Raw genomic sequence first — 24066 nt, forward strand, 5'->3', positions numbered from 1 at the left:
AGGACTTGTTGTTTTATCACCAGGTTATCCCTTTTCTTTAGCATGTTGCTATTTGTAAGTTTTACCGCGGTCGCGGGCGACTTTACCGTACGTGGCTCGGTAACAGATGAAAACGGACCTGTTGCCGGGGTTACTGTTACTGAAAAAGGTACTAAAAATGCTACTACCACTGACGGGAGTGGTAATTTTTCGCTGAACGTAAAAAATACCAACAGCATTCTTGTATTTTCTTATGTAGGTTACAAAACTGAGGAAGTTGCTGTAGCCGGCCGCTCAAATATTGCGGTAACCATTGAAAATACCGGGCAGGAGCTTTCCGGTGTGGTAGTTACCGCGCTTGGTATAACAAGGGCTAAAAAATCGCTTGGCTATTCTGTTGAAGAAGTAGCAGGCAAAGAAATGAACCGCGTAGCACAGGAGAATGTGCTGAATGCAATGTCGGGAAAAGTTGCCGGCGTAACCATCAATCAAACCGGTGGCGCAGGATCTTCTGTAAGCATGATCATTCGTGGTGCTACTTCACTGAGCAGCGATAATCAACCGCTTTTTGTGATTGACGGCGTGCCTATTGCCAATACCTTAAATAACGTTTCGCAGGTAGGTAATGATAACCGCGTAGATTATGGAAATGCTATCGCAGGCATCAACCCCGATGATATTGAAAATATATCCATTCTTAAAGGTCCCAGCGCGGCGGCTTTGTATGGCTCACGTGCAGGCAACGGCGTTGTGCTGATCACTACTAAATCCGGCAAAAGCGTTAAAAAGCCAACGGTAAATTTTATTTCCAATACTGTTTTTGATAAGCCTTACAAATTTTTGAACTGGCAAACCAAGTATGCCAGTGGTGTTTTCCCCGCCATCCCGGTTTCTATTTCAGGTAATCTATTTACTGATCCATTGGGCGTGGGCGATCCAAGATTTAACCCTGACTATGTGATCATTGATGAGTCTGGCGGCGCCGGTGGACCGGAACTGGATAAAGGCTATAATGCTATTCAATGGAACAGTCCATTAGATGAAAACGGTAACCAGATTGCTATACCACTTGTTTCTTATAAAAACAATGTAAAGAATTTTGTGCAAACGGGTATCACAACTACCAACGGCGTTTCATTAGCTAATAATAATGAAAATATCAATTACCGCATTTCATTATCCAATATGCGTAACCGTGGTATTATTCCCAATTCTGATTTGTTTCGTAATACACTTAACATAAACTCTTCGCTGAAGGTCAGCAAAAATTTCAGGCTAAGTACCAATATAGATGTCAGCAGGAATAATTCCAATAACCGTCCTGCCGGCGAAAGAGGTGCAAATCCTTTGCAATGGGCTTATGCGGTTTCTGCCAATACCAATATTATGGATCTGAAAGATTATTGGGTACCCGGGCAGGAAGGGCTTGCTGTAAGATCCCAGCACCCAAGCTTTAATAACCCCTGGTTCCTGGCATACGAAGTAAATAACTCTTTTGTAAGAGACAGGGTTTATGGAAATCTTAAAGCTGACTGGCAACTTACCAAAGGTTTGAGCCTGATGCTCAGGTATGGGTTGGATACTTATGATGAGAAGAGAGAAACCAAGATGGCAAATGGTTATACCAGCGATCCGCAGGGTGCTTATGGTATAACCAATATTAAAAGTTTCGAAAGCAATGCCGAGTTTCTTTTAAACTATAAAAAAGAATTAGGCGATTTCTCCATATCAGCTTCTGTAGGAGGAAACAGCCGTTATAATAATGGTGGCAGTGAAAGAACTGCAACAAAAAATGGAACAGGTCTTATCGTTCCCGGTGTGTATACTATACAAAACATACTTCCCGCCAACCTGGATTTTAGTAGCTACAGGTACGAGAAACAGGTAAATAGTATATATGAAATGGCAACATTTGGATTTAAGGATATGGTATATCTTGATGTGAGTGGTCGTACTGACTGGTCAAGTACTTTGCCCGGGGCTAAAGGATACTTTTATCCATCCGCTTCTTTAAGTCTTTTAGTGAATGAAATGATGGGTATAAGATCCGATAAGATCAATTTAATTAAACTGCGGGGTGGTTATGCCCAGGCAGGTAACGATGCAGGCGCTTACCAGTTAAAGCAGGTTTTAAACAATGCCGGCACATGGGATAATGTTCCGCGTTTAACCACTTCCGGTACCTTATTAAATGCAAACCTGCTGCCTGAATCAGCAACTTCATACGAATTAGGGCTTGATGTGAATTTGTTTAAGAACAGGTTGCGTTTTGCAGGTACCTATTACAGTGTGGATAATAAGAACCAGATATTCAGCACAGGGTTACCGCCATCAAGTGGTGCAAGCTATAAGAATATCAACGCGGGTTTATTAAGGAGTTCAGGTATTGAGTTAACATTAGGCGGTACGCCGGTATTAACCAAAAACTGGAGGTGGGATGTTAGCGTAAACCTCACCCGCAACCGCACTAAGGTGATGGAGCTGGCAGATGAGATGCCATATTTTACTTACTGGTCTGATGCTAAAGGCGGCGCGTATACATTTTTGGGAGAAGAAGTTGGAGATATATATGGTAATAAGCTCCGTGTAGTAGAAGACAAGTCTTCGCCTTATTATGGTTATCCATTGCTTGATAATGGCAATGAAGATGGTGCAAAATGGGTTCAGCTTGATGCTTTGGCAACGCGTAATAAAATCGGCAATTTCAATCCAAGATTTATAATGGGTGCTCAAACCACGATCAGTTGGAAAAACTGGACGTTGAGCATGACTTTTGACTGGAGAAACGGCGGTCAGTTCGTATCTCAAACATACAGGTATGGTATAGAAGATGGAAGGGCATCAAGCCAGTTTGATAATTTTATAGATCCGGGTACTATGTCGGGCAAGGAGTTAAGAGATTATCTTGTAGCGCATGAGGATGAATTGATCAAAGTGCATAACGGTCGTTTTCTGCGCGTGGGTTGGCCTTCGCCTGAGCGTGCCAGTTACCCTGTTATTATTGGTGGTTATAACCTGCCTTATGGTGGTTTGTTTGCACCGGGTGTATATCCTACCGGATGGGATGCTAACGGTAACCCTACCGGATATGCAGAAAACCTCGGCGAAAATATCCTAGGACTGGATGACCCCAATAATCCCAATAAAACCATTCCTATGCTTTACGCAGTAAGCAACCCCTGGGAATTTATGGAACCAACATTATATTCTGCATCATATATTAAATTAAGAGAATTGTCACTTACATATGCGTTACCCGCTTCGCTTGTAAGAGCAATTAAAATGCAGGATGTAAGTTTCTCTGTTTACAGCCGCAATATTATTTTATGGACTAAAGCCAAGATTGGAATTGATCCTGAAAACGCGTATCAGCCTACCACAGGAGTACAGGGAGGTATACAGTTTAAACAAGGTATAGAAAGGTATAATGTTACTCCATGGTCAATACCGGTAGGCGTTAAATTGAATATCACATTTTAATCTTTTGGTTGAATACCTAAATTAAGCGAATATGAAAAAAATATATATAGTAGCAGTGCTGGTTCTTTCAGTATTCAGTTTTTCGTGCAAAAAGCATCTTATTGAACTGAACGAAAATCCTAATGGTGCGGATCCTGCAACAACAAATCCTAACCTTGTTCTCGCAACGGTTTTATCCGAATCCGGAAGAGCATTTGTTTCACTTGGTTACGGAGATATTGCCGGTGTAATGCAACACACTCAAAAAGACGGCTGGGGTGGAGGACATAATAACTACGACTGGGGCAACAGCAACAGTTGGACAGGTTATTATGATATCTTAAGAAACAACCAGTTTGTACTTGATAAAGCAGTAGCGTCTGGTTATCCGCTTCACCAGGGCATTTCATTGGTAATGAAAAGCCTGATGTTTGGTCTTTTAACTGATTTATGGGGAGATGTTCCTTATTCAAAAGCGCTGAAAGCAGACCTGGGCGGAGCTGAAAATACTTTTCCTTCATTTGACGCTCAGCAAAGTGTTTATGATAGTATTTTATCTAATCTCAGCACTGCCAATAATTTATTGTCAGAAAGCCAGTTTAATAGTTCAACAGGTTCTGCAGATATTTTTTATAATGGAGATGCGTTAAAATGGAGAAAGTTTGCTAACTCCCTTGCGTTGCGGTATTATATGCGTATATCTGAAAAACTGCCTGATGTAGCTAAATCCGGTATTGAGAAGATTGTTGCAGATCCTGATAAATATCCTATCATTACAAGTGTAAGTGATGAGCCAACCATGACTTTTCCCGGCAACAGCGATGCAGATTCATGGCCGTCTTATGCTATCCCCCAATCAGATAGCAGTAATTTCCGTCGTATTAAAATGTGTAATACACTTGTTCAGGCGATGGTTGAAAGAAATGATCCCCGTCTTGCTTTGTGGGCGGCTCCGGTAAAGATATCTATCTATCTTGATGAAAGTTTATCCGGAAACGTTGATCGTACTGTATCGGATACTGTAATAGATGGTGTGCTGAGAAGCAGGGTAAGAGTAATTTCTCAAACATTTTTATCATCAAAAGTTTTAACTGCAAGCGATATCAATCAAAATCCATTTTATGTTGGATTACCGGTTGCGCTTAATGCACCTCAAACTTATAATTTAAGCCCTGATCCGCAACAGTCATCTAAAAATCCACATGTATCATGGGTGAATGACAGGTTTTCAAAAGGTGATGCTAATGGAACGAAAGTGAGATTAATAACCGCGGCAGAAGTGAATTTCATTCTTGCTGAAGCTGCACAAAAAGGATGGAACGCAGGTGATGCTGAAGAACGTTATAATGCAGCTATTACCGCATCATTTAATGCATGGGGTATTGCGGCACAGGCACCGGCTTATCTTGCCGGATCTGAAGTGGCATATGATGGAACACAGGAACAGATCATTACCCAAAAATGGATAGCCAGCTGGAGTATGGCAACAGAAGCATGGTTTGACTGGCGCAGAACCGGGTATCCTGAATTGCACGGTGTGCAGGGACGTACTGTAGCGCCTGAATTACCGTTGCGCTTTTATTACCCGATTGAAGAACGTAATCTCAATAACAGCAATGTTGAAGCTGCCAACAAAACACTGGAAAGTACACAGTACTCTAATTTTGGAGGCAACGGATCGCAAAACAGTCCATGGTCCAGGCCATGGGTGGTAAAAGGAACAGGAAAACCCTGGTAGAAGACAGGAGGCAGAAGGTTTATGGTCCAGGGTTAGATAGTGCAATCACGCTCTTCTGCCCTACACCTTATACCTTTCACCATTCGCCTCAAAACCCAAATAAGATGAATAAAAAAGTATTTGTTTATTTTCTCTGTATAATTGGTTTCATCCCTTACGCCCACACCCAAACCTTTAAAGCCGCAGCCGCAGTAAGGATCATTACACCTGATCCTTTACTGCCGGTTTCCGGCGGTATTGGCACACCAAAGCCTGCTACTGTAAAGCAGGGCGATCTATTTGTACGTGCTATTGTTTTTGAAAAAGGAAAAACAAGGATAGCGATTGTAAATGTTGATAATTTAGGGTGGCCTTCAGTGTTAGGAAATAAATCCAGGGCTTTAATTAAAGGAATTGCTCCGGAAAATATTTTAATAGGAGCAACGCATACGCATAGTGCACCAGATGCCTATGGATTTCCGGATGAAAATGGCAAATCATATGCTGATCTCAAATATCTCAACTGGTGCGTACAGCAAATTGCTGATGCTGTTAATGAAGCAGTGAGCAAACTCGAACCTGCTGCACTTAAAATTGCTGTGGCTGAAGCCAAAGGAAAAATTTCTTATAACTATTATGCTCCCCAGTTGTTTGATCCGCGCTGCGGCGTTATACAAGCCATAGCAACAGGTGGAAAAAATAAAAGCAAACCCATAGCCACACTGGTTAATTACGCGATTCATCCAGAGGTGATAGGATCGCGGCAGGGTATTTTAAGTCCTGATTTATGCGGGCCTTTATACAGCAGAATAGAATCAAGAGGAGGGGGGATTGCTGTTTTTATGAATGGTGCGCAGGGCGGAATGGTAACCGCGGATAACAGGCTTGAAAATGGTGGAGAAGCAAATGACTGGAAAGAATGTATTCGTATTGGAGAATTATTGGCTGATGAGGCATTGCGTATTGTGCAGGATGCGCCTGTTCAACAAAATCCTGATATTTATTGTACTTCAAAAAAAGTCAGTTTTCCTATTGATGCTGATATCATGAAGTATATTTTAACGCACTCACCTTTAAATCTTGCTGCAAACAACAGCAGTGTGGATGCTGCAACTACGCAGATTAATTTACTCAATATTGGTGATGCGCAGGTGCTCACTATACCCGGCGAAGCACTGCCTAATATCGGCTACTACGTAAAACGGAACATGAAAACAAAAAAGCCGTTTTTATTTGGCTTAACAAACGATGCCTTCGGCTATATGCTTACCAAAGTTGACTTTAACAGTTTTAAAAAATATGAGTATATAAGCAGAACCAGTTTGGGCGAAAATACCGGCGATATTTATATTGAGGAAGCCTTGAAAATGGTTAAAGAGAATCCGGCGCCGGGGGAAGAGGGAAGGTAGAAGTGGAAAGTGGGAAGTTGAAAGTGAAGGGTAAAAGATGGTAAGGGTTAGTCAGGCAATAATTGATAAAATGCTGATAACCGGCAACGCAACCCCCAAAAATCATAGCCCATAGCTGACGGTTGATAGCTGACTGCCACAGCCCATAGCTCAAAAAACTTAAACAAAAAAATATAGATGAAAAAAGTATTATTAGCCAGTTTTATAATTGTATACAGTCAGTTAATTATAGCGCAAAATGCTATTACGCCTTCTACTGCTCTGCAAAGTTACCTGCATAATGGCGATGCGAGTTTTGCATGGGAAGTAAAAGAAACCTGGGATGCCGGCAATGCTAAAGCATATGTGTTGCTGCTTACCTCTCAAACATGGAGAAATATTGTTTGGAAACACCAGCTTACGGTATTTGTACCGAATGAAAATAATTATGATGGCGCTTTATTGTTTATAACCGGCGGATCGGTTAAAAATGGAATGCCCAATTGGAGCGGAAAGGATGATAAACTGCATGCAAGCATGAGCCAGGTGGCTGTTAAAAATAAGGCTATTGTGGCAGTGCTCAGGCAAACGCCTAATCAGCCTTTGTTTGATGATCTTACAGAAGATGCTTTGATATCGTTTACCCTGCATAATTTTAAAAAAGATGGCGACTATTCATGGCCGTTGCTATTTCCTATGGTAAAAAGTGCGGTGAGGGCAATGGATGCCGTACAGGAATTTTCTAAAAAAGAACTGAATAAACCCGTAAACAGGTTTGTGGTTACCGGCGCTTCTAAAAGAGGCTGGACAACCTGGCTTACCGGCGCAAATGATAAAAGAGCGCAGGCAATAGCACCAATGGTAATTGATATATTGAATATGCCTGTTAGTCTTGATTACCAGATCAGGGCTTTGGGTGGATATAGTGTACAGATAGAAGATTATGTAAAATTAGGCATACCTCAAACAGCAAAAACCGAAAGCGGAGCTGCTGTAACTACAATGGTTGATCCTTATTCTTATAGAAAAACCTTAATCATGCCCAAACTGATCTTTATGGGTACCAATGATGAATACTGGGTGGTTGATAATATTAAGAATTATCTTGACAGTATTCCGGGTAAAAATCTTTTGCATTATGTGCCTAATGCCGGGCATGATCTTGGCGGTGGTAAACAGGCTACTGAAGCATTAAGCGCATTTTTCGGAACAACCTTACAAGGGGCTGCATATCCGGCATGCGAATGGACGACCACTGTTTCAAAAAAGAATGTAAAGCTTAATATAAAAGCCACAAAAGATGAGCTTACTGATGTGATAATCTGGCATGCCGATTCTCCTGATACAGATTTCCGCAATGATAAATGGACAAGTTCCGATTTAAAAATATCCGGAAAAAGTAAAATAAAAGTTACGGAACCTTTACCTGCATCCGGCTTTCGCGCATTTTATGTTGACCTGAAATACAAGAATATTAATGGCGGTACATATACGGTAAGCACACGTGTGTTTATGACTGATACGAAGAAGATATTGTAGTTTATAGTTTGTGGTTTATAGTTATTGCAAAACTTCAAACTATAAACTACAAACTTCAAACCTGAAACTTGTAACTATGCAGCAGATATTCATTACCTTTCGGCACTAAATATCCGCTATGCTTATACCTATAGGTGATGATAACTCAGACAGAACACTGACACCCTATATCAATTATTTGTTGATAGCGCTGAACATCCTGGCGTTTATTTTTTTACAGGCAGGCGGAGCAAATCTTTATTTTACCTATGCTTTTTCTACAGTGCCTGCGGAAATCATTACAGGTACTGATATTATTACGCAGCCACAGTTAATCATTGATCCCAATACCGGGCGTCAGTTTGAGATGCCTGGTTTGCAGCCTACACCTGTATCTGTATATTTCACTTTAATTACTTCAATGTTTATGCATGGCGGATGGGCGCATCTGGCAGGTAATATGCTATACCTGTGGATATTCGGAGACAATATCGAAAACAGGATTGGTCATTTCAGGTATCTTGTGTTTTACCTGGTTTGCGGAGTGATAGCATCGTTAAGCCATGTATTCTCTACATTAATGCTTAATCAAAATTCATTGGTACCCAGTCTCGGTGCTTCGGGCGCCATATCAGGCGTTTTAGGTGCATATCTTTTATTATTTCCAACCCGCAGGGTACATGCCTTTTTCTTTATTTTCAGGGTTTCTATTCCTGCTGTTCTTGCGTTAGGTTTATGGATCGCATTCCAGGTAACAAGCGGATTGGGGATGCTGGGCGGCGAGGAATCTGGCGGCGTGGCTTATGCCGCGCATATCGGCGGTTTTATAGCAGGCTTTTTGCTCATTAAGTTTTTTGATCCCGTAAAAATAACGGTTGCTAAAGAGCCGTATATTACCCGTGTGAGACGATGAAATATTATCTCCCGTCATCTGATCATTTTTACCGAAATTGGCGCAAATTTTATTTGTGAGGAAAGTTGTTGCAATTTTTATTTTTCTTTTTGGTTGTTTTATTGCGCCGGCTCAAACAGATTCATCTCATTTGCGGATCTCATTAATTACCTGCGGGCCGGGTGAAGACCTGTATTCCATTTGGGGACATAGCGCCATACGTGTTACTGATACAACAACACATGCTGACCGCGTTTATAACTACGGCACTTTTGATTTTTATGACCCTGATTTCTATATCAAGTTTGTAAGAGGTGGCGAACGCATGCAGTACTTTCTTTCAGTAGAAAGTTTTCAATCTTTTTTAAGCAGTTACAGGGAGGAGAAAAGAAGTGTGCATGAACAGGTATTGAATTTGTCGGGAGAAGAGAAGATAACCTTGTACAAGGCATTAATCAATAATGCAAAAGATGAAAATAAGTTTTACCGTTATGATTTCCTGTTTGATAACTGTGCCACCCGTATAAGGGATATTATAAGAAAGCATTCCGATAGCAGCTTAGTTACACATCAGGTGCTGGGTAAACCGCAAACATTCCGTGAATTGATACATGTTGATTTGAACCGGACTGGCATGTACTGGAGTAAATTTGGTATTGATATTTTACTCGGATCAAGGTTGGATAAAACAGCTCAGAACGAGCAAACGATGTTCCTGCCGGTTTATCTTGCCAAAGGATTCGACAGTACCTATTTTCAGTCAAAATATCTTGTAAAAGCTAAAGCTGAATTATATCAGTCATCATTAGCAGAAAGCGATAAGTCTTTCTTTACACCTTTTGTTGCGTTTACGATATTGCTGGTATTGTTTATTGTTTTTGCGGCGTTTAAGAATAAAGTTGTTTTAACATCGCTGGATTTTTTATTATTCCTCTCAACCGGTTTATTGGGTATATTATTGATTTTAATGTGGACGGCCACCGATCATGCATTATGTAAGGACAATTACAATCTGTTATGGGCATTGCCATTCCATACAATAGCCGTGTTTTTTGTCCGTAGCAAAAAAAGCCGGATAAAAAAATACTGGCTCGTAACTGCTGTTATCAATATATTACTGCTGGCTGCATGGTTTTTTCTTCCGCAACAATTAAATAGCGGGCTCCTTCCGCTTATTATATTACTCGCATGGCGCAGCTATGCCCTGTATAAAAAATGATGTTGCTGTATATGCATGAATGTTATTGAGCTATGAAATCAACCAGTTAGTATTTATATCAGTTTTGCACAGGCATCATGGCTCCTGTTTACAACATTTTTCAGTAAATTGAATAGTGAATGGGCAGTAGTGAATAGTCAATGATGAATAGTGAATGTACAGCCTGTAATAAATATGAATGTGCTTATAGCTGGATGCTTACAGCTGATAGCTTAAATCCATATCAATGTCCCGTCACTACATAAATTATAATAATTGTAATATCTGTTACCGTAAAACGGGCAGTGGACCTTATGTGGTATTAATTCACGGTTTTGGTGAAGATGGCAGTATATGGAGGTACCAGGAGGCTTTTCTTAAAAATAATTCCACGCTTATTATTCCTGATATTCCGGGCAGTGGTAAATCTGCAGTGATGGACCAGGGAGACACCAAAGATGCAAAGCTTATTGAAACATATGCAGATATTATAAAAAAGATCATTGATGCTGAGCTTATTGAAACCTGTGCTGTAATCGGTCACAGTATGGGAGGTTATATTGCATTGGCCTTTGCGGAAAAATTTCCGGAAAAATTAAACAGCCTGGGATTATTTCATTCAACCGCGTATGCAGATACAGCAGAGAGAAAAGATGCCCGCCGGAAAGGTATTGCTTTTATACAAAAGCATGGCGCTCACGAATTTTTAAAACAATCTATCCCTAATTTGTTTGGAGATGCTTTTAAGCAATCTCATCCTGAGCTGGTACAGCAGCTTATTGAAGCGGCAGGCAACTTTAGCAGTGAAGCGCTCGTACAATATTATAAGGCGATGATGGAAAGACCAGATAAAATTGACATACTTAAAAAAGTTTCAAAACCTGTACTGTTTATTGTCGGCGAGGATGATAAAAGTGTATATTTACAAGACAGCCTCAGTCAATGTTATCTTCCCGGTAAATCCCTCGTTAATATCTATCCCAGTATAGCCCACATGGGTATGTGGGAAGCGAAAAACCAAGCCAATGCTACCTTGATGAAATTCCTCAATTATTCATCAGATGCCGTATGTAGCTAAATATTGGTTATTGTCTGTTTTCTGTCTGTGTATAGCAACTGCGCTCTCAGCGCGCCATATTACGGGGGGAGAATTATCCTATAAATTTTTATCGGGTTCTGGTGTTGATAATAGATACGAAATAACATTAAAACTTTATCGCGACTGTTTTTCCAATGGCGCCCAACTGGACGGTTCAGCATTTATTACGATCTATAAAAAATCCACAGCCGGGCAATCTCAGATATTCAAGACCTATGAGGTAAATATGACTACAAGAAACACACTAACGCTGAGAAGCCCGGGAAAATGTATTGATAATCCACCGGCGGTGTGCTATGAAGTAGGGATATATACTGTTGTTGTCACGCTTCCGGCAGAGCCTGCAGGGTATGCTATTAGTTACCAGCGCTGCTGCCGTATTGAAAATATGTCGAATGTAAGCGGTTCCGGCCAGATTGGTGCAACATATAGCGCGGAAATACCCGGTACCAGCGTTTCCGAAGATGCTCCCAAAAATTCAAGCCCTGTTTTTGCAGCAAAAGATACCACAATAGTTTGCGAGGATAATTATTTTTTATATGATTTTAGTGCATGGGATGCTGATGGCGATTCTCTTGCTTATGTATTTTGCTCAGCATATTCGGGTGGCAGCTCTAATAATCCCCAACCTCAAATTGCAAATCCTCCCCCTTATACACCTGTTCCGTATTCCTTTGGTTTTGGAGCTTCATCTCCAATGGGAGCCAATGTTAAGATTGATAGTAAAACCGGCATTGTAACAGGTATAGCCCCTGCGGCAGGTATTTATGTTATGACGGTTTGTGTAAATGAATTCAGAAAAGGCGTGCTGATAAATGTGCACAGAAAAGATATTCAGATCAAAGTAGCTGCATGTACTATTGCCGCTGCAGCGCTCGATCCGGTATATATTACGTGTGATGGCTTTACACTTTCATTTCAGAATAAAAGCAATAGCAGCCTGATCAAATCCCATTATTGGGATTTTGGTGTTCCAAACAGCACGAGTGATACCTCTACTGCAGCCCGGCCTTCTTATACATATGCTGATACAGGAACTTATAAAATCATGCTTATTACAAACCGGAATGAAGAATGCTCTGATACTGCTTTTGCTTTGGCTAAAGTGTATCCCGGCTTTTTCCCGGGCTTTGTGTTCAGCGAAGGATGTAAAAACGTACCGATTTATTTTACTGATACTACCAAAACAATTTATGGTATTGTAGATAGCTGGAAATGGAATTTTGGTGTCCGTACGTTGGATAGCGATACATCAGCTCTCAAAAACCCCTCTTATACTTTTGCCGATTCCGGTACTTACCAGGTAGCACTTACCGTAACCAACAGCAAAGGCTGTGAAAAGACCACATATGCAGACCTTGTTGTCCGAAGTAGGCCTTTGCTGGCTGTACCGCACGATACCCTGATGTGTGATATAGACACTATTTCACTTACAGCAACAGGTCCGCCAGGTACGTACATATGGTCCCCATCTTATAATATTGATCCGCTCACAGGCAATACAGTTAAAGTAAGCCCTGATGTAACTACTACCTATACCGTCAACTTGACAACAGTGCCTGGTTGTACTTCCACGGACAGCATTCGTGTGAACGTAGTGAATTATGTTACATTGAATGCAGGCGAAGATTTTACCATGTGCTTAACAGACACTGTTATGCTGACACCTTTCAGCAATGGATTAAAATATGTGTGGACCCCCGCGGAAACATTGAATGATCCCGGTGCAAAGAATCCCCTTGCTACACCCATAAATAAAAATACGCTGTATACTGTTACTGCTTATATAGGTAAATGTTTTGCTACAGATAATATAAATGTTACGGCAATTCCTTATCCTGATGTACGTACTATTGCAGATACTTCTGTGTGTTATGGAGACCCCGTGCAGTTATTTGCAGAAGGAGGAGCTTATTATACGTGGACTCCTGCCATTGCCATTAATAATTTAAGCATACCTGATCCCGTAGTCAGCCCGCCTGTTACTACTACATATACTGTTAGCGTAACGGATACATTAGGTTGCCCCAAGCCAACAATAAAAGATGTATTGGTACGCGTAATTCCTCCTGTGCCCGCTTTTGCAGGCAATGACACCGCAGTTGTGCTTGAGCAACCGTTGCAATTGCAGGCAACAGGCGCTGAGTTTTACAAATGGTATCCCGGCGCTTATCTGAGTGATACAAGTATATCTAATCCTGTAGCCGTATTTGATGCTGATGTTGGAGAATTTCATACCTATAGTGTTAAGGTAAGTACGCCTGAAGGCTGTTTTGCATACGATACCATAAACGTGCGTGTATTCAGAACAATGCCGGATATATTTGTTGCAGATGCTTTTACTCCTAATGGTGATTATCTTAATGATGTGTTTCATGCCTATCCTGTGGGTATAAAGCAGTTTGATTATTTACGGATTTTTAATCGCTGGGGGCAGCTCATGTTCTCAACAACAAATCCTGAAGAGGGATGGGATGGTAAGCATAATGGCAGAGAACAGGCCTCTGATACTTTTGTGTGGATGGTAAGCGGTACGGATTACCTGGGAAAAAGAATATTAAAAAAAGGCACACTGGTTTTGATGCGCTGATAGTGGTGATGGAATGATAATATCAATTTCTCCTTGGCGGTTTCTTCTTCATCCACATTGGCTTTTGCTTTATTACGCTATTGTATATTTTACATTGTTCGGAATGTGCGCCGGGTAAAAACCCGATGCTCATTAAAAATTCATTTACAATTTCTCCGCCGGTAAACCTGAAAGTTTGCTTAAATAGTTTTACCCATTCTTCTTTTGTTTTGGGATGATGATGCTCAAGCCATTTTTCAAAAGACCCGAACTGCTTTTGGAGCTGCAATATTGTTTTCGCGTTTTCAATAGCGGCATTTATTTTTAACCGGTTGCGGATAATACCTGCATCAGCCAGTAAGCGCTCCCTGTCTTTTTCTGTATAGGCGGCAATTTTTTTAATATTGAAATTGCTATATGCCTTCCTGAAGCTTCCTTCTTTTTTAAGAATTGTTTCCCAGCTTAATCCTGCCTGGTTTATTTCCATTATCAATCTCCCGAATAATTCATTATCGTCGTGAATGGGAAAACCGTAATGAAGGTCGTGATAGTTTTTATGCAATGTCTTACGATCTTCCGTCATTGATTCAATAGCCTTGCAATATGACATAGTGGTATTATACTGGTTTATAAAACAAAAAGGGAAGATAAGCACAATTTAATTGTAGTTGTTATCCACAGCTTAAATCATTATTTTAGTACCGTCGTTACACAATTAATATCTTATTGATCTTCCTTTAAACCAGATATACACCTTCACATCTTTACCTGAAAACTACGCAGTCTTAAGCAAAGGACTTGACCTCGTAAAAATTATTTACGCTTAATTGAATATTATGGCGGGAACGTTAACTTGTTTTGTAATAACTGGTTTTGGCAAGAAAGCTGATTTGTTAACACAGCGCACACTTGATATGGACCTGGTATACAAAAAAATGCTTAAACCGGTTTGTGATGAATTTAAGGATCCGCAGATTGATTGTTTCAGGGCATGTGATAAATTATATACCGGAACAATAGATTCTTTTATGTACAGGTGGATTTTTGAAGCGGATATCGCGATAGCTGATATCAGCACTTTAAACCCCAACGCTATTTATGAATTGGGAGTAAGATATGCGCTGAAGCCCTATTCCACCATTGTTATTTCAGAGGATCAATTAAAATTTCCTTTTGATTTTAATCATGTGCTCATACACACCTACAAACACGCTGGAAACGATATAGATGAACAGGCAATAAAAGAATTTTCAAATAAGTTAAGACAACTGGTAGCCGGGATTATTCCTCAACTCCAGGAAAAGGATGCTAATGATAGCCCGGTATACGATTATCTTAAAGCCGATATTGCTCCGCCAAAGTCAAAAAAGAAAAAGCAAATAAAAAAGGAATGGGATACAACACTGGTAAAAGTTATTAAAAACAGCAATGTTAAAAATATTGCAGAACGAAATCTGCTCAATAAAGTTTCGCAGGACCAGGTTACGCAATTGCTGGATACTGCAACTACCGGTAATGACGTGGCTGCTTCCGCAAATAAAGATGTGCTGAAGGAAATGTACCGTGTTGCGTTTGATAAAATAGGGCTTAAAAATAAATCTGTTGATACTTATGGGCCTTACCAGGGATTATTTGATAATATAGGCGAAGTAGGTTTTACAAATACTTCTTTTCTTATACAAAGCCTTTCTAAAGAGGTAAATGCTCAAAAAGCAAAAGGGATGGATGAAAAAAGCATATCTGTATTGCCGGAAGTATCAGGTATTTTAAAAAATCTTAAACAAAGTTTGTCGGAAAAAAAGCTTTCTTTAGCCCAGTTGCTGGAGAAAGCAGAGGAAGCAAAAAACGACAATCGCCTCAGGGAGTCACTTGCATATTTTGCACTGGCATTAGATTTGGATGCTACAAATATTTTTATCATACAGCGGATAGTGCTTTTAACCTATAAATCAGAAAGCCCCGATAGGTTGACTGCCTGTAAGCTGGCAGAACAACTGCTTAAAGACCATTTACGTCCTGATGAAGTGATTGATGTGGAAACATTAGGATTGGCAGGAGCTATATATAAAAGACTGGCAGAAGTAGAAAATGAAAAAGAAAATATCAGTAAGTCGCTCCGGTATTATGGAAAGGGTTTTCTTATATCCAACGACTATTACAATGGCATCAATTGTGCCTTTATGTATATTTTACGGGCTTCTAAAACCAAAGATAAGATGGAGCGTACAGCAGATTATGTGGGCGCTCAGAAAGTATGGAAAGATGTAATTGATATATGTGATGCTGCCATCAAAAAAAACGATGATGGAGGCACCAGTAAAGACCTGGTATGGATATTACAATCAAAAGCACAGGCATTGCTTGGGCTTAACGGAGGCAGGATCAATAAGCATATTTCGGCGTTATTGTCACAGATAGCCGTTTTAGACAATCAGTTTTCAAAAGGGACGTTTGAAAAACAAAATAAAAAGTTGACAGACCTGGTGGCCCTGGTTCAAAGCAAACTATAGCTTAGGTTTTATGATCAGAGTACCTTAAATCTTTCAGGAAAATGCTCTTCCATTACAGAGGTTGCGGTAGTGATCTCATCAACCACAGCGCCATTGGCGGCAGCAATTTCTCCTAGCTTATACAGGTCAAACCGGCTGTCTGCATTGCTCATTTCAACAAGGTCGTCAACCTGGCTGCCGGTATAATGTTTGTTCATTAATGACTTCAGCGTTGGCGCATCTATCCATAAATTGTATCGTAAATAAGTAAGCAATCCCTTTTTCTGTTCTTCTCCTGTTATACTGTCATTGCTTAAATTTCCTATCTCACCATCAATAGACCAGGGTGTTGCACAGTTGGAAAGCCATTGGAGTATAGCCTGGTTATGCCAACTGGCATCCTGCATCAGCATATCCGGTATTTGCTGCGCCCAGTTGAGTAAATGTTGTTCTGTAACTTTTTGTGGAATTTTGCTCCACCGGCTCATACCTGTTCCCACCGATACAAGAAAGATATTATCTGCTCCCGGCTTCCATCCAAAAGGGAAACCTTTCAGTGTTGCGATCATCAATAGTTGCAAAGACGGGTTGTTGGCCATACTTACACCACCATCAACAAATGCAGCAGTTTTTAATCCGCCGCCTACATTTATGATTTGCGGCAGAAAATAAGTGGGTGCGGCTGCGCTGGCACGTACGGCCTTCCAAAGCAATATATCTTTATTTGTTCCGAATTCGGAATCGTAATATTTGCCCTTAGGATGGTTGATGAGGGGCCACACACTGTTAGTATCCGCACGCTTAGCTACAATACAAAGCCCTGTTTTTATTTTATCGCTTCCAAGTGTAATGTCTCCAAATACATTCTTTAATTCTTTTTCCAGCGGAGCTGCATCGTATTGGACCTTAATAAATTTTTTTATAGTAAACAGGTTCCACCATTTGTATTTCTGGTCAAATATTTTGCCACCAAGGTCAAGATACATTTGCGTGATCTCATCAACCGATCTTCCTATTGCCAGGCAGGAGGCTATAATGGAACCGGTACTGGTTCCCCCAATCAGATCAAAATAATCGCATAAGCGAAAATCAGGGTTGTTACCATGCTGTTTGCGCAGCAGGTCTTCTATTCTTTTTAAATACCCGAGCGTTAATGCGCCGCGAATGCCGCCACCATCAAGTGCGAGTATGCGTTTGGGTGAGCCCGGAGCGAAATGCTGTTGAAGCGTCATTGTGTTAAGTTTATTTCCTGCGGAAAAGTAAATAAAACATTTTTTGATTGAGCCTTTATTGGCTGTTAACAGCGGTAATTTATCATAGCTATAGTAGGTGATTTACCCGGAAGATAAGGTTAAACTAATTTCAGGCTTGATAAGTTTGGAAGAAGCTTTGACAGGGTTGGGACACTAAAGTATGATTAATTAATTGTTTATGCAACAGGCAGGCGTTACAAATTAAATGATCAGGTGTGCCTGCAAAACAAAGAACATATATTTATGCAGGCAAGCATGCACATTATTGTATATGCGGGATAAGCTTTTCAGCAGCCGCTTTTATTTGTACCCAGTCTTTATCCATTTCCGAAGGAGAAAGTAAGTCGAAAGGCGTAAAATTATGTCTTGTAATCCTGTCAAGACTACGGAAAGGCTGTCCGGCTTTCCATGTAGCGTTTGCAAAACGTTCAAACAGCTTTTTCTCAGGAGTGGTAAGGCTGTCGGTTACTATATCATGCAATACTTTTGACGGCAGCGCATTTTGAGCAGTGGCAAGATAGCTTAGCCCACATTCCAGCGCATAAAACCCTGCGATATTTACAGCGATTTTTTCGTCAAGCATGCTTTTACTTTGAGTAGCTGTATCTTCTCCAGGTTTTAAAAAAGGCGGTACAGCTTTATGCAGTGTGGTATAATAAACAGCCTCGGCATTCGCAGCTACATCAAAGGCAAATTGCTTGTCTTGCAATAATGCATTTATCCTTTGCAGCTGGTGAGATATGGAGGAATCTTTTACATCCGTCATTTTTTGCCGGAGCATTTTTGCTGTACTCAGTATATGGTCATAATCTTTTTGTACTTCATCTTCAGGTAAAAAAAAGGAAGAGATAAATACGGGTCTTTTAATCCGTTCAAGTCCGCGGAAAGGTTGTCCTGCTTTCCATGTGGCGTTTGCAAACCGATTAAGTATTAATACCTGTGTACTGTCAAGCTTGTTATCAATGATCTTATCTAGCCATTCAACAGGAGTTCCATTATATACCTCCATCAGTTGGCCAATGCCACATTCAAGCGCGTATAGTGGCGCTATGCCTGTGGCTATTTTTTCATCCTTAATATTTTTTTTAACCTGTGCCGTATCAATATCACCTGCAGTAAATGAAGGCACAGGTTGCTTTTCCGCAATATAATATGCTGCCTCCAGTGTTTCAGCCATTGCTCTTGTAAAACCGCTATCCTGGAGCAGGTTGCTGATCTGATTGAGTTGTGTTTTCATTTGTTCTTTATCCGGCATATCTTTTTGTTTCTGTTCAGCACATGAAAGCGCTGCAATTAATAGCATAACAGCTATAGATAAGACCAAATGAAATTTCATGCATTTCAATTTAATCCTAAGGTACCCAAAATAACGGAATTGTTGTGTTTCTTATTTGCTATCTCTTCATTAATTTGCCTTTCTCTCCTTAATTTTATTTTTAACAGGTTTTGATATGCAATACAGGATTTTAGGTAAAACGGAACTACAGGTATCAGTATTAGGTTTTGGCGTATCGCCTGTTGGCAATGTATTTGAGCCGGTAGAAGAAAGTGAGGCGATCAATGCTTTACATTATGGTATAGATAATGGTATTAATTTTTTTGATGTTGCGCCTTTTTACGGAGATACCCTTGCTGAAACCAGGCTGGGAAAAGCATTAAAAGGAAAAAGGCAAAACATAATCCTGGCTACCAAATGCTGCCGCTATATTGATCATTTTGATTTTTCGTATAACCGGGTAATTAAGGGTATTGATGAATCGCTGCAACGTTTGCAAACAGATTATGTTGACCTGTTTCAATTGCATGACATTGAGTTTGGCTCTGAAGAGCAGGTGTTGAATGAAGCCATGCCTGCTATCATGAAGGTAAAGGAAAGTGGCAAGGCAAGGTTTGTTGGTATAACCGGCTTGCCGGTAAGATATCTTGCACACATAGCAAGGCAGGCAGGTATTGATACCGTTTTATCGTGGGCGCATTTTAATTTGCTGGAAGATGAGATTAATGATGAGCTTGTTCCGCTTTCAAAAGAAAAAGGTTTCGGATTGATGAATGCCGCGCCTTTTCTGCAGCGCATACTCACGGATGCGCCCTTACCTGAATGGCACAGGTCGCCACAGGCATTAAAAGATATACAGCCTGTGCTGCAGGCACTATGTGGTAAATATGGTTTGTCTTTAAGTGATGTAGCATTATCTTACGCTGTATCTCATCCTGCTATTGCTACTACAATTGCCGGTATGTGTGAGGTAAAAACAGTAGAAAAAAATATTAAAGCGGTGGACATAGCAATACCCCCCGGTTTACTGACTGAGATAAATATAGCGGTAGCACCCGTAAAAAACCAGATGTGGTTTGAAGGGCGCGAAGAAAATAACATTCCAAAAAAACAGGTATCATGAAAGCGTTGGTATTAACAGCCCCGGGCAAAACTGAGATCAGGGATATTGAAAAACCAATACCTGCAGATGATGAGGTATTATTGAAGATAGGTGCTGTAGGTTTTTGCGGCGGCGATTTAAACGGCTTCCTCGGGTTGTTTGAATTGCAGGAATATCCCAATGTACTTGGTCATGAAGTGGGAGCGGTAATTGAAAGCACAGGAAAAAATGTGCCGGCCGAATTTCAGGCTGGTATAAAGGTTACACTGAACCCTTACCTGAATTGCGGTAAATGTATTGCCTGCCGCAAAGGCAAACCAAACGCGTGTATAGATAATAAAACGATGGGTGTAAGGCGACCTGGAGCTATGACGGAACACATCACTGTTGACTGGCGAAAGTTGCATGCGTCTGATAAATTATCATTACAGGAACTGGCATTAGCAGAACCATTAACAGTAGGCTTTCATGCGGTTGACAGGGGAGGAGTAACTGCAAAAGATAAAGTGCTGGTGATAGGCTGTGGTATTGTTGGGCTTGGCGCTATTGCCGGTGCGCTGCATCGTGGTGCAGAGGTATACGCGCTGGATGTAAGCGATTATAAAACAGGCATAGCCAAAAAAGTTGGCGTAAAAGCTGCCATTAATGGCGCTACGCAGGATGTTGCGGCGGCAATTGCTGATTTAACAGGCGGCGATGGCCCTGATGTGGTGATAGAAGCAGTAGGAAGTTATGATACATATAAACTTGCAGTTGAACTGGTGAGTTATACCGGAAGGGTAGTATATATTGGTTATAGTAAAAAGCCTGTAGATTATAATACCGGCACATTTGTGCGCAAGGAAATTGAAATTTTCGGGTCGAGGAATTGCCTGGGAGATTTTCCTGAAGTGATACGATACCTTGAATCCGGCAAATTCCCGGCGGAAGCTGTTATTTCAAAAACAGTTTCCCTGCAGGATTCAGGTGATGCGTTGAAAGGCTGGGCGGAAAACAGGGGGAATATTACCAAGATAATGGTTGATCTTTCTATATAAATTCAATGCCTGGGTTATTTTTTTGACGGGATTCACCCCGAAGTTGTCGTTTTTACACAGTATTAAATTTTGTTGGGAACTCTAATTTTGTATTGTCAATACAATACTCTCGGTAATAAATATAATGGTATGAAAAGTTTTCTCAACATATGCAACATGCTCAGGTTAATGCTACTGCTAATTGCTTTTACGTTTGTAGCATCTCAATCAAATGGGCAACAAATCAAACCTTCCAACAGCGGTTACGCACCTGTTAATGGGATTAAAGTGTATTACGAAGTGTATGGAGAAGGGAATCCCATAATCTTGCTACACGGTGCTTTTTATACCATTGATTTGAACTGGAGTCAATTAATCCCCCAGTTGTCAAAAAACAGGAAAGTAATTGCCGTTGAATTGCAGGGGCACGGACACTCTCCCTTTTCAGACAGGAAATTATCAATCACAACTTTAGCAAGTGATGTGGAAAAACTGATGGATTACCTGAAAATTGACAGCGCTGATATAGCAGGATATAGTATGGGTGGTTCCGTGGCTTACCAATTTGCTGTACAAAGTCCTAAGCGGTTAAAAAAATTGGTGATTATTTCTTCTACTTATAAAACTGATGGCTGGCTGCCTGTAGTAAACGGCGCGTTTAAGGATTTTAAGCCAGAATTTTTTGATAATACACCATTACAAACAGCATACGATGCAGTGGCGCCTGATAAAACAAATTGGAGAAGGTTTTTAGCGCAAATGTTTGCTTTTGCCAAAGAGCCATTTAATGTAGGAGATGCTAATATTGCAAAAATAGCTGCACCCGTGTTAATTATATCAGGAGACAATGACGGACTGGATAAAATTGAGTTGATGAAGACATATAAATTATTGGGAGGCGGTGTTTCAGACCTGCAGCCAATGCCGCAATCACAATTAGCCATTGTGCCTTCACAAAATCATGTTAGCCTGATGATGCAGGCTACAACCATTGTGACCTATTTGAACAATTTTTTAAAATGATCTGAGGCGCTTAGCTTACACTATATTTTCACTTAGCAAGCGCCGTTGTCATGCCTCCGGCAGATAAATGGGCATGCAGGGCAGGCAATGCGGGTGGCGTACCAACAACAGGAAGTTAAGGAAGCTGGTGTACTAATATAGCCTGTGCTGTAGAATGTTGTTGGTGATGCCAAAGTACAATTACCTATGCACAACACCAACGGCAGCAATATTGTTACAAGATGTAAATTTGGCCGGGAACAGGTTATACCTGGTTTCCAAATAAATCAAATTAATGAAACCAGCAATTACCATAGCATTAGTACCGGAGATCACAAAAGGACCCTGGGTATTTTGGAATGATATTGAAGCAGGTATGCAAAAAGCCTCAGCTTTAGGATTTGACGCTGTTGAATTATTCACGGCATCAGGAGCAGCGTTTGAACCGGGTTATATTGAGCAATTAACCAGCAGGTATAATATTAATATATGTGCCGTGGGAACGGGCGCCGGCAAAGTAGTGAATGGCTTAACCCTTACCGACCCGGATATATCAATACGGAAAAAAGCTATTGCATATATTAGTGAGATGATCAGGTTTGGTGCGGCATTTAATGCGCCGGCAATCATTGGTTCAATGCAGGGAAATACAGTGCCGGGCGTAAGCCGGGAAGACTCACTGCAATGGTTATCCGAAGGATTGAATATTTTAGCTGAGAAGGCATATATACTTGGTGTGAACCTTATATATGAACCATTAAACCGGTATGAAACAAATTTGTTTAACCAGTTGCCGGATGCTGTTGCGTTTATACAAAAGCTGGAATGGAAAAATGTAAAATTGCTGGCTGATTTATTTCATATGAATATTGAAGAGGCGTCTCTTGCGGTGAGTATTGAGCAATGTGGTGAGTATATCGGGCATATTCATTTTGCGGATAGTAACAGGATGGCTATTGGCTTTGGTCATACCGATATGGATGGAACTGCAGGTGCAATAAAAAAAATCGGCTATAAAGATTATATCTCGGCTGAAATATTTCCGCTGCCGGATAGTGATATTGCGGCATTGCAAACTATAACAGCTTTTAAAAAATGGTTTAAATAAATGATATGAAAAAATTTTGCCTTGCCCTTGATTTGATCAACGATGAAAAAAACATAGCCGAGTACGAAGATTGGCATAAGCCGGGTGTTGGGTGGAAGGAAGTACGGCAGAACGATCTGGATTCAGGGATAACCAATATAGAAATTTACCGCACAGGCAACAGGATGTTCATGATCCTGGAAACCACTGATGAGTTTACTTTTGAAAATAAGAAAGCATTAGATGCTGATTGTGCTAAAGTATTGGAATGGGAAGCGCTGATGTGGAAATACCAGCAGGCGATACCCTGGGCAAAGCCCGGAGAAAAATGGGTGTTGATGGATAAAATTTTTCAGTTTGAAAAAGAATAGCAGTTCATGTAATTCAGGCAGGGAAATTCTTATGTTTACAGGTTTTGCAGTCTTTAATCTTGTTGAATAGTATTACTACAGTACAAGGGTGCGACGCAAGGAACGATGATAATAGCAATGCAGCCGGGCTCAAAAAAATCAGTTATTTATTCACATACTCGCTCAGTATTTTCTCCAGCTTGCCGGTTGATTTTGCAGCATGGCTTTGATCGCCGGTATGAATATCTTCCAAAGTTGGAATTAAAGTAGTTTGACCATACACCTGGGTTACTTTTACTTTATACCGTGCGGTAGCTGTTGAAGGCAAGTTGCCGGTATCTGCTATAATTATATCAGCATCGCTGTCTGCTTCATTCCCACATTGTACAGGCACCGGCGCGGTAATGATGTATTCACTTGATTTTTCCGCATGAACAACCGGTATATTCTTACTGTTGAAAAAGGCTAATGTACTTTTCCAGGCTTCTTCAATATTTTTTGAAACAGGGTATGAAGGTAGAGAAGTATATGGTTCCTTATTAAGCGCACCTTTAAACGTGCAGGATGTAAAAATAAGTATGGCGGCAAGCAGCTTCATCATGTTATCCTGATTTTAACATTAATAAATATAACACAAAACCCGTACCGCTGCTATAAATATTATACACATTT

Annotated in this window: 18 protein-coding genes; 14 read left to right on the top strand and 4 right to left on the bottom strand. The window is 40.6% G+C overall.

Features of this window, described 5'->3' with window-relative positions:
• Nucleotides 1-42: 42 nt before the first annotated feature.
• From DC498_RS06130 to DC498_RS06165, 8 genes are all read left to right on the top strand, one after another.
• The gene (locus DC498_RS06130) at nucleotides 43-3459 is read left to right on the top strand and encodes a SusC/RagA family TonB-linked outer membrane protein (RefSeq protein ID WP_206197539.1); all 3417 of its coding nucleotides are present in this window, start codon (nucleotides 43-45) and stop codon (nucleotides 3457-3459) included.
• 31 nt (nucleotides 3460-3490) lie between these two features.
• Nucleotides 3491-5176, top strand: a complete 1686-nt coding sequence (locus tag DC498_RS06135; RefSeq protein ID WP_116873271.1) for a SusD/RagB family nutrient-binding outer membrane lipoprotein — start codon at nucleotides 3491-3493, stop codon at nucleotides 5174-5176.
• Between the two features lie 104 nt (nucleotides 5177-5280).
• Nucleotides 5281-6564 carry a hypothetical protein gene (locus DC498_RS06140; protein ID WP_206197540.1) on the top strand — a complete coding sequence of 428 codons (1284 nt, stop codon included), beginning with the start codon at nucleotides 5281-5283 and terminating at the stop codon, nucleotides 6562-6564.
• 177 nt (nucleotides 6565-6741) lie between these two features.
• A complete protein-coding gene (locus tag DC498_RS06145; RefSeq protein ID WP_116873272.1) occupies nucleotides 6742-8082 on the top strand; it encodes a PhoPQ-activated pathogenicity-related family protein in 1341 nt (446 codons plus the stop codon).
• Nucleotides 8083-8200: 118 nt separating this feature from the next.
• Nucleotides 8201-8974, top strand: coding sequence for a rhomboid family intramembrane serine protease (locus DC498_RS06150; RefSeq protein WP_116873273.1), 774 nt, complete (start codon nucleotides 8201-8203; stop codon nucleotides 8972-8974).
• A 55-nt stretch (nucleotides 8975-9029) separates the two neighbouring features.
• Nucleotides 9030-10172, top strand: coding sequence for an Lnb N-terminal periplasmic domain-containing protein (locus DC498_RS06155; RefSeq protein ID WP_165813767.1), 1143 nt, complete (start codon nucleotides 9030-9032; stop codon nucleotides 10170-10172).
• Nucleotides 10173-10398: 226 nt separating this feature from the next.
• Nucleotides 10399-11229, top strand: a complete 831-nt coding sequence (locus DC498_RS06160) for an alpha/beta fold hydrolase (RefSeq protein WP_116873275.1) — start codon at nucleotides 10399-10401, stop codon at nucleotides 11227-11229.
• A gap of 247 nt (nucleotides 11230-11476) precedes the next feature.
• Nucleotides 11477-13840: a PKD domain-containing protein gene (locus tag DC498_RS06165; protein WP_165813768.1), complete on the top strand. Its 2364-nt coding sequence runs from the start codon at nucleotides 11477-11479 to the stop codon at nucleotides 13838-13840.
• A gap of 22 nt (nucleotides 13841-13862) precedes the next feature.
• On the opposite strand, the gene DC498_RS06170 is transcribed toward DC498_RS06165, so the two are convergent.
• A complete protein-coding gene (locus tag DC498_RS06170) occupies nucleotides 13863-14429 on the bottom strand; it encodes a DNA-3-methyladenine glycosylase I (RefSeq protein WP_116873277.1) in 567 nt (188 codons plus the stop codon).
• A 226-nt stretch (nucleotides 14430-14655) separates the two neighbouring features.
• Here DC498_RS06170 and DC498_RS06175 point away from each other — a divergent pair, with 226 nt between their 5' ends.
• The gene (locus DC498_RS06175; RefSeq protein WP_116873278.1) at nucleotides 14656-16329 is read left to right on the top strand and encodes a tetratricopeptide repeat-containing protein; all 1674 of its coding nucleotides are present in this window, start codon (nucleotides 14656-14658) and stop codon (nucleotides 16327-16329) included.
• A gap of 14 nt (nucleotides 16330-16343) precedes the next feature.
• Here the strand turns inward: DC498_RS06175 and DC498_RS06180 are convergent, their stop codons facing one another.
• Together DC498_RS06180 and DC498_RS06185 are read right to left on the bottom strand one after the other, a co-directional pair.
• On the bottom strand, nucleotides 16344-17540 hold the full coding sequence (locus DC498_RS06180) for a patatin-like phospholipase family protein (RefSeq protein ID WP_116873279.1): 1197 nt from the start codon (nucleotides 17538-17540) through the stop codon (nucleotides 16344-16346).
• A 283-nt stretch (nucleotides 17541-17823) separates the two neighbouring features.
• The gene (locus DC498_RS06185) at nucleotides 17824-18897 is read right to left on the bottom strand and encodes a hypothetical protein (RefSeq protein WP_133176775.1); all 1074 of its coding nucleotides are present in this window, start codon (nucleotides 18895-18897) and stop codon (nucleotides 17824-17826) included.
• A gap of 115 nt (nucleotides 18898-19012) precedes the next feature.
• On the opposite strand from DC498_RS06185, the gene DC498_RS06190 reads away from it, so the two are divergent.
• From DC498_RS06190 to DC498_RS06210, 5 genes are all read left to right on the top strand, one after another.
• On the top strand, nucleotides 19013-19960 hold the full coding sequence (locus DC498_RS06190; protein ID WP_116873281.1) for an aldo/keto reductase: 948 nt from the start codon (nucleotides 19013-19015) through the stop codon (nucleotides 19958-19960).
• Nucleotides 19957-20976 (top strand): zinc-binding alcohol dehydrogenase family protein, encoded by a 1020-nt coding sequence (locus DC498_RS06195; protein WP_116873282.1) that lies wholly within the window; start codon nucleotides 19957-19959, stop codon nucleotides 20974-20976. The genes DC498_RS06190 and DC498_RS06195 overlap by 4 nt, the downstream gene beginning before the upstream one ends.
• A 168-nt stretch (nucleotides 20977-21144) precedes the next feature.
• A complete protein-coding gene (locus DC498_RS06200) occupies nucleotides 21145-21978 on the top strand; it encodes an alpha/beta fold hydrolase (RefSeq protein WP_116873473.1) in 834 nt (277 codons plus the stop codon).
• Nucleotides 21979-22252: 274 nt separating this feature from the next.
• Complete coding sequence (locus DC498_RS06205; RefSeq protein WP_116873283.1) at nucleotides 22253-23065, top strand: sugar phosphate isomerase/epimerase family protein; 813 nt, start codon at nucleotides 22253-22255, stop codon at nucleotides 23063-23065.
• A 5-nt stretch (nucleotides 23066-23070) separates the two neighbouring features.
• Nucleotides 23071-23415 (top strand): L-rhamnose mutarotase, encoded by a 345-nt coding sequence (locus DC498_RS06210; RefSeq protein WP_116873284.1) that lies wholly within the window; start codon nucleotides 23071-23073, stop codon nucleotides 23413-23415.
• 142 nt (nucleotides 23416-23557) lie between these two features.
• Here DC498_RS06210 and DC498_RS06215 read toward each other — a convergent pair whose 3' ends face one another.
• The gene (locus DC498_RS06215; protein WP_116873285.1) at nucleotides 23558-23995 is read right to left on the bottom strand and encodes a hypothetical protein; all 438 of its coding nucleotides are present in this window, start codon (nucleotides 23993-23995) and stop codon (nucleotides 23558-23560) included.
• Nucleotides 23996-24066 lie beyond the last annotated feature (71 nt).

It is taken from the genome of Terrimonas sp., assembly GCF_003075435.1.
GTDB lineage: Bacteria > Bacteroidota > Bacteroidia > Chitinophagales > Chitinophagaceae > Agriterribacter.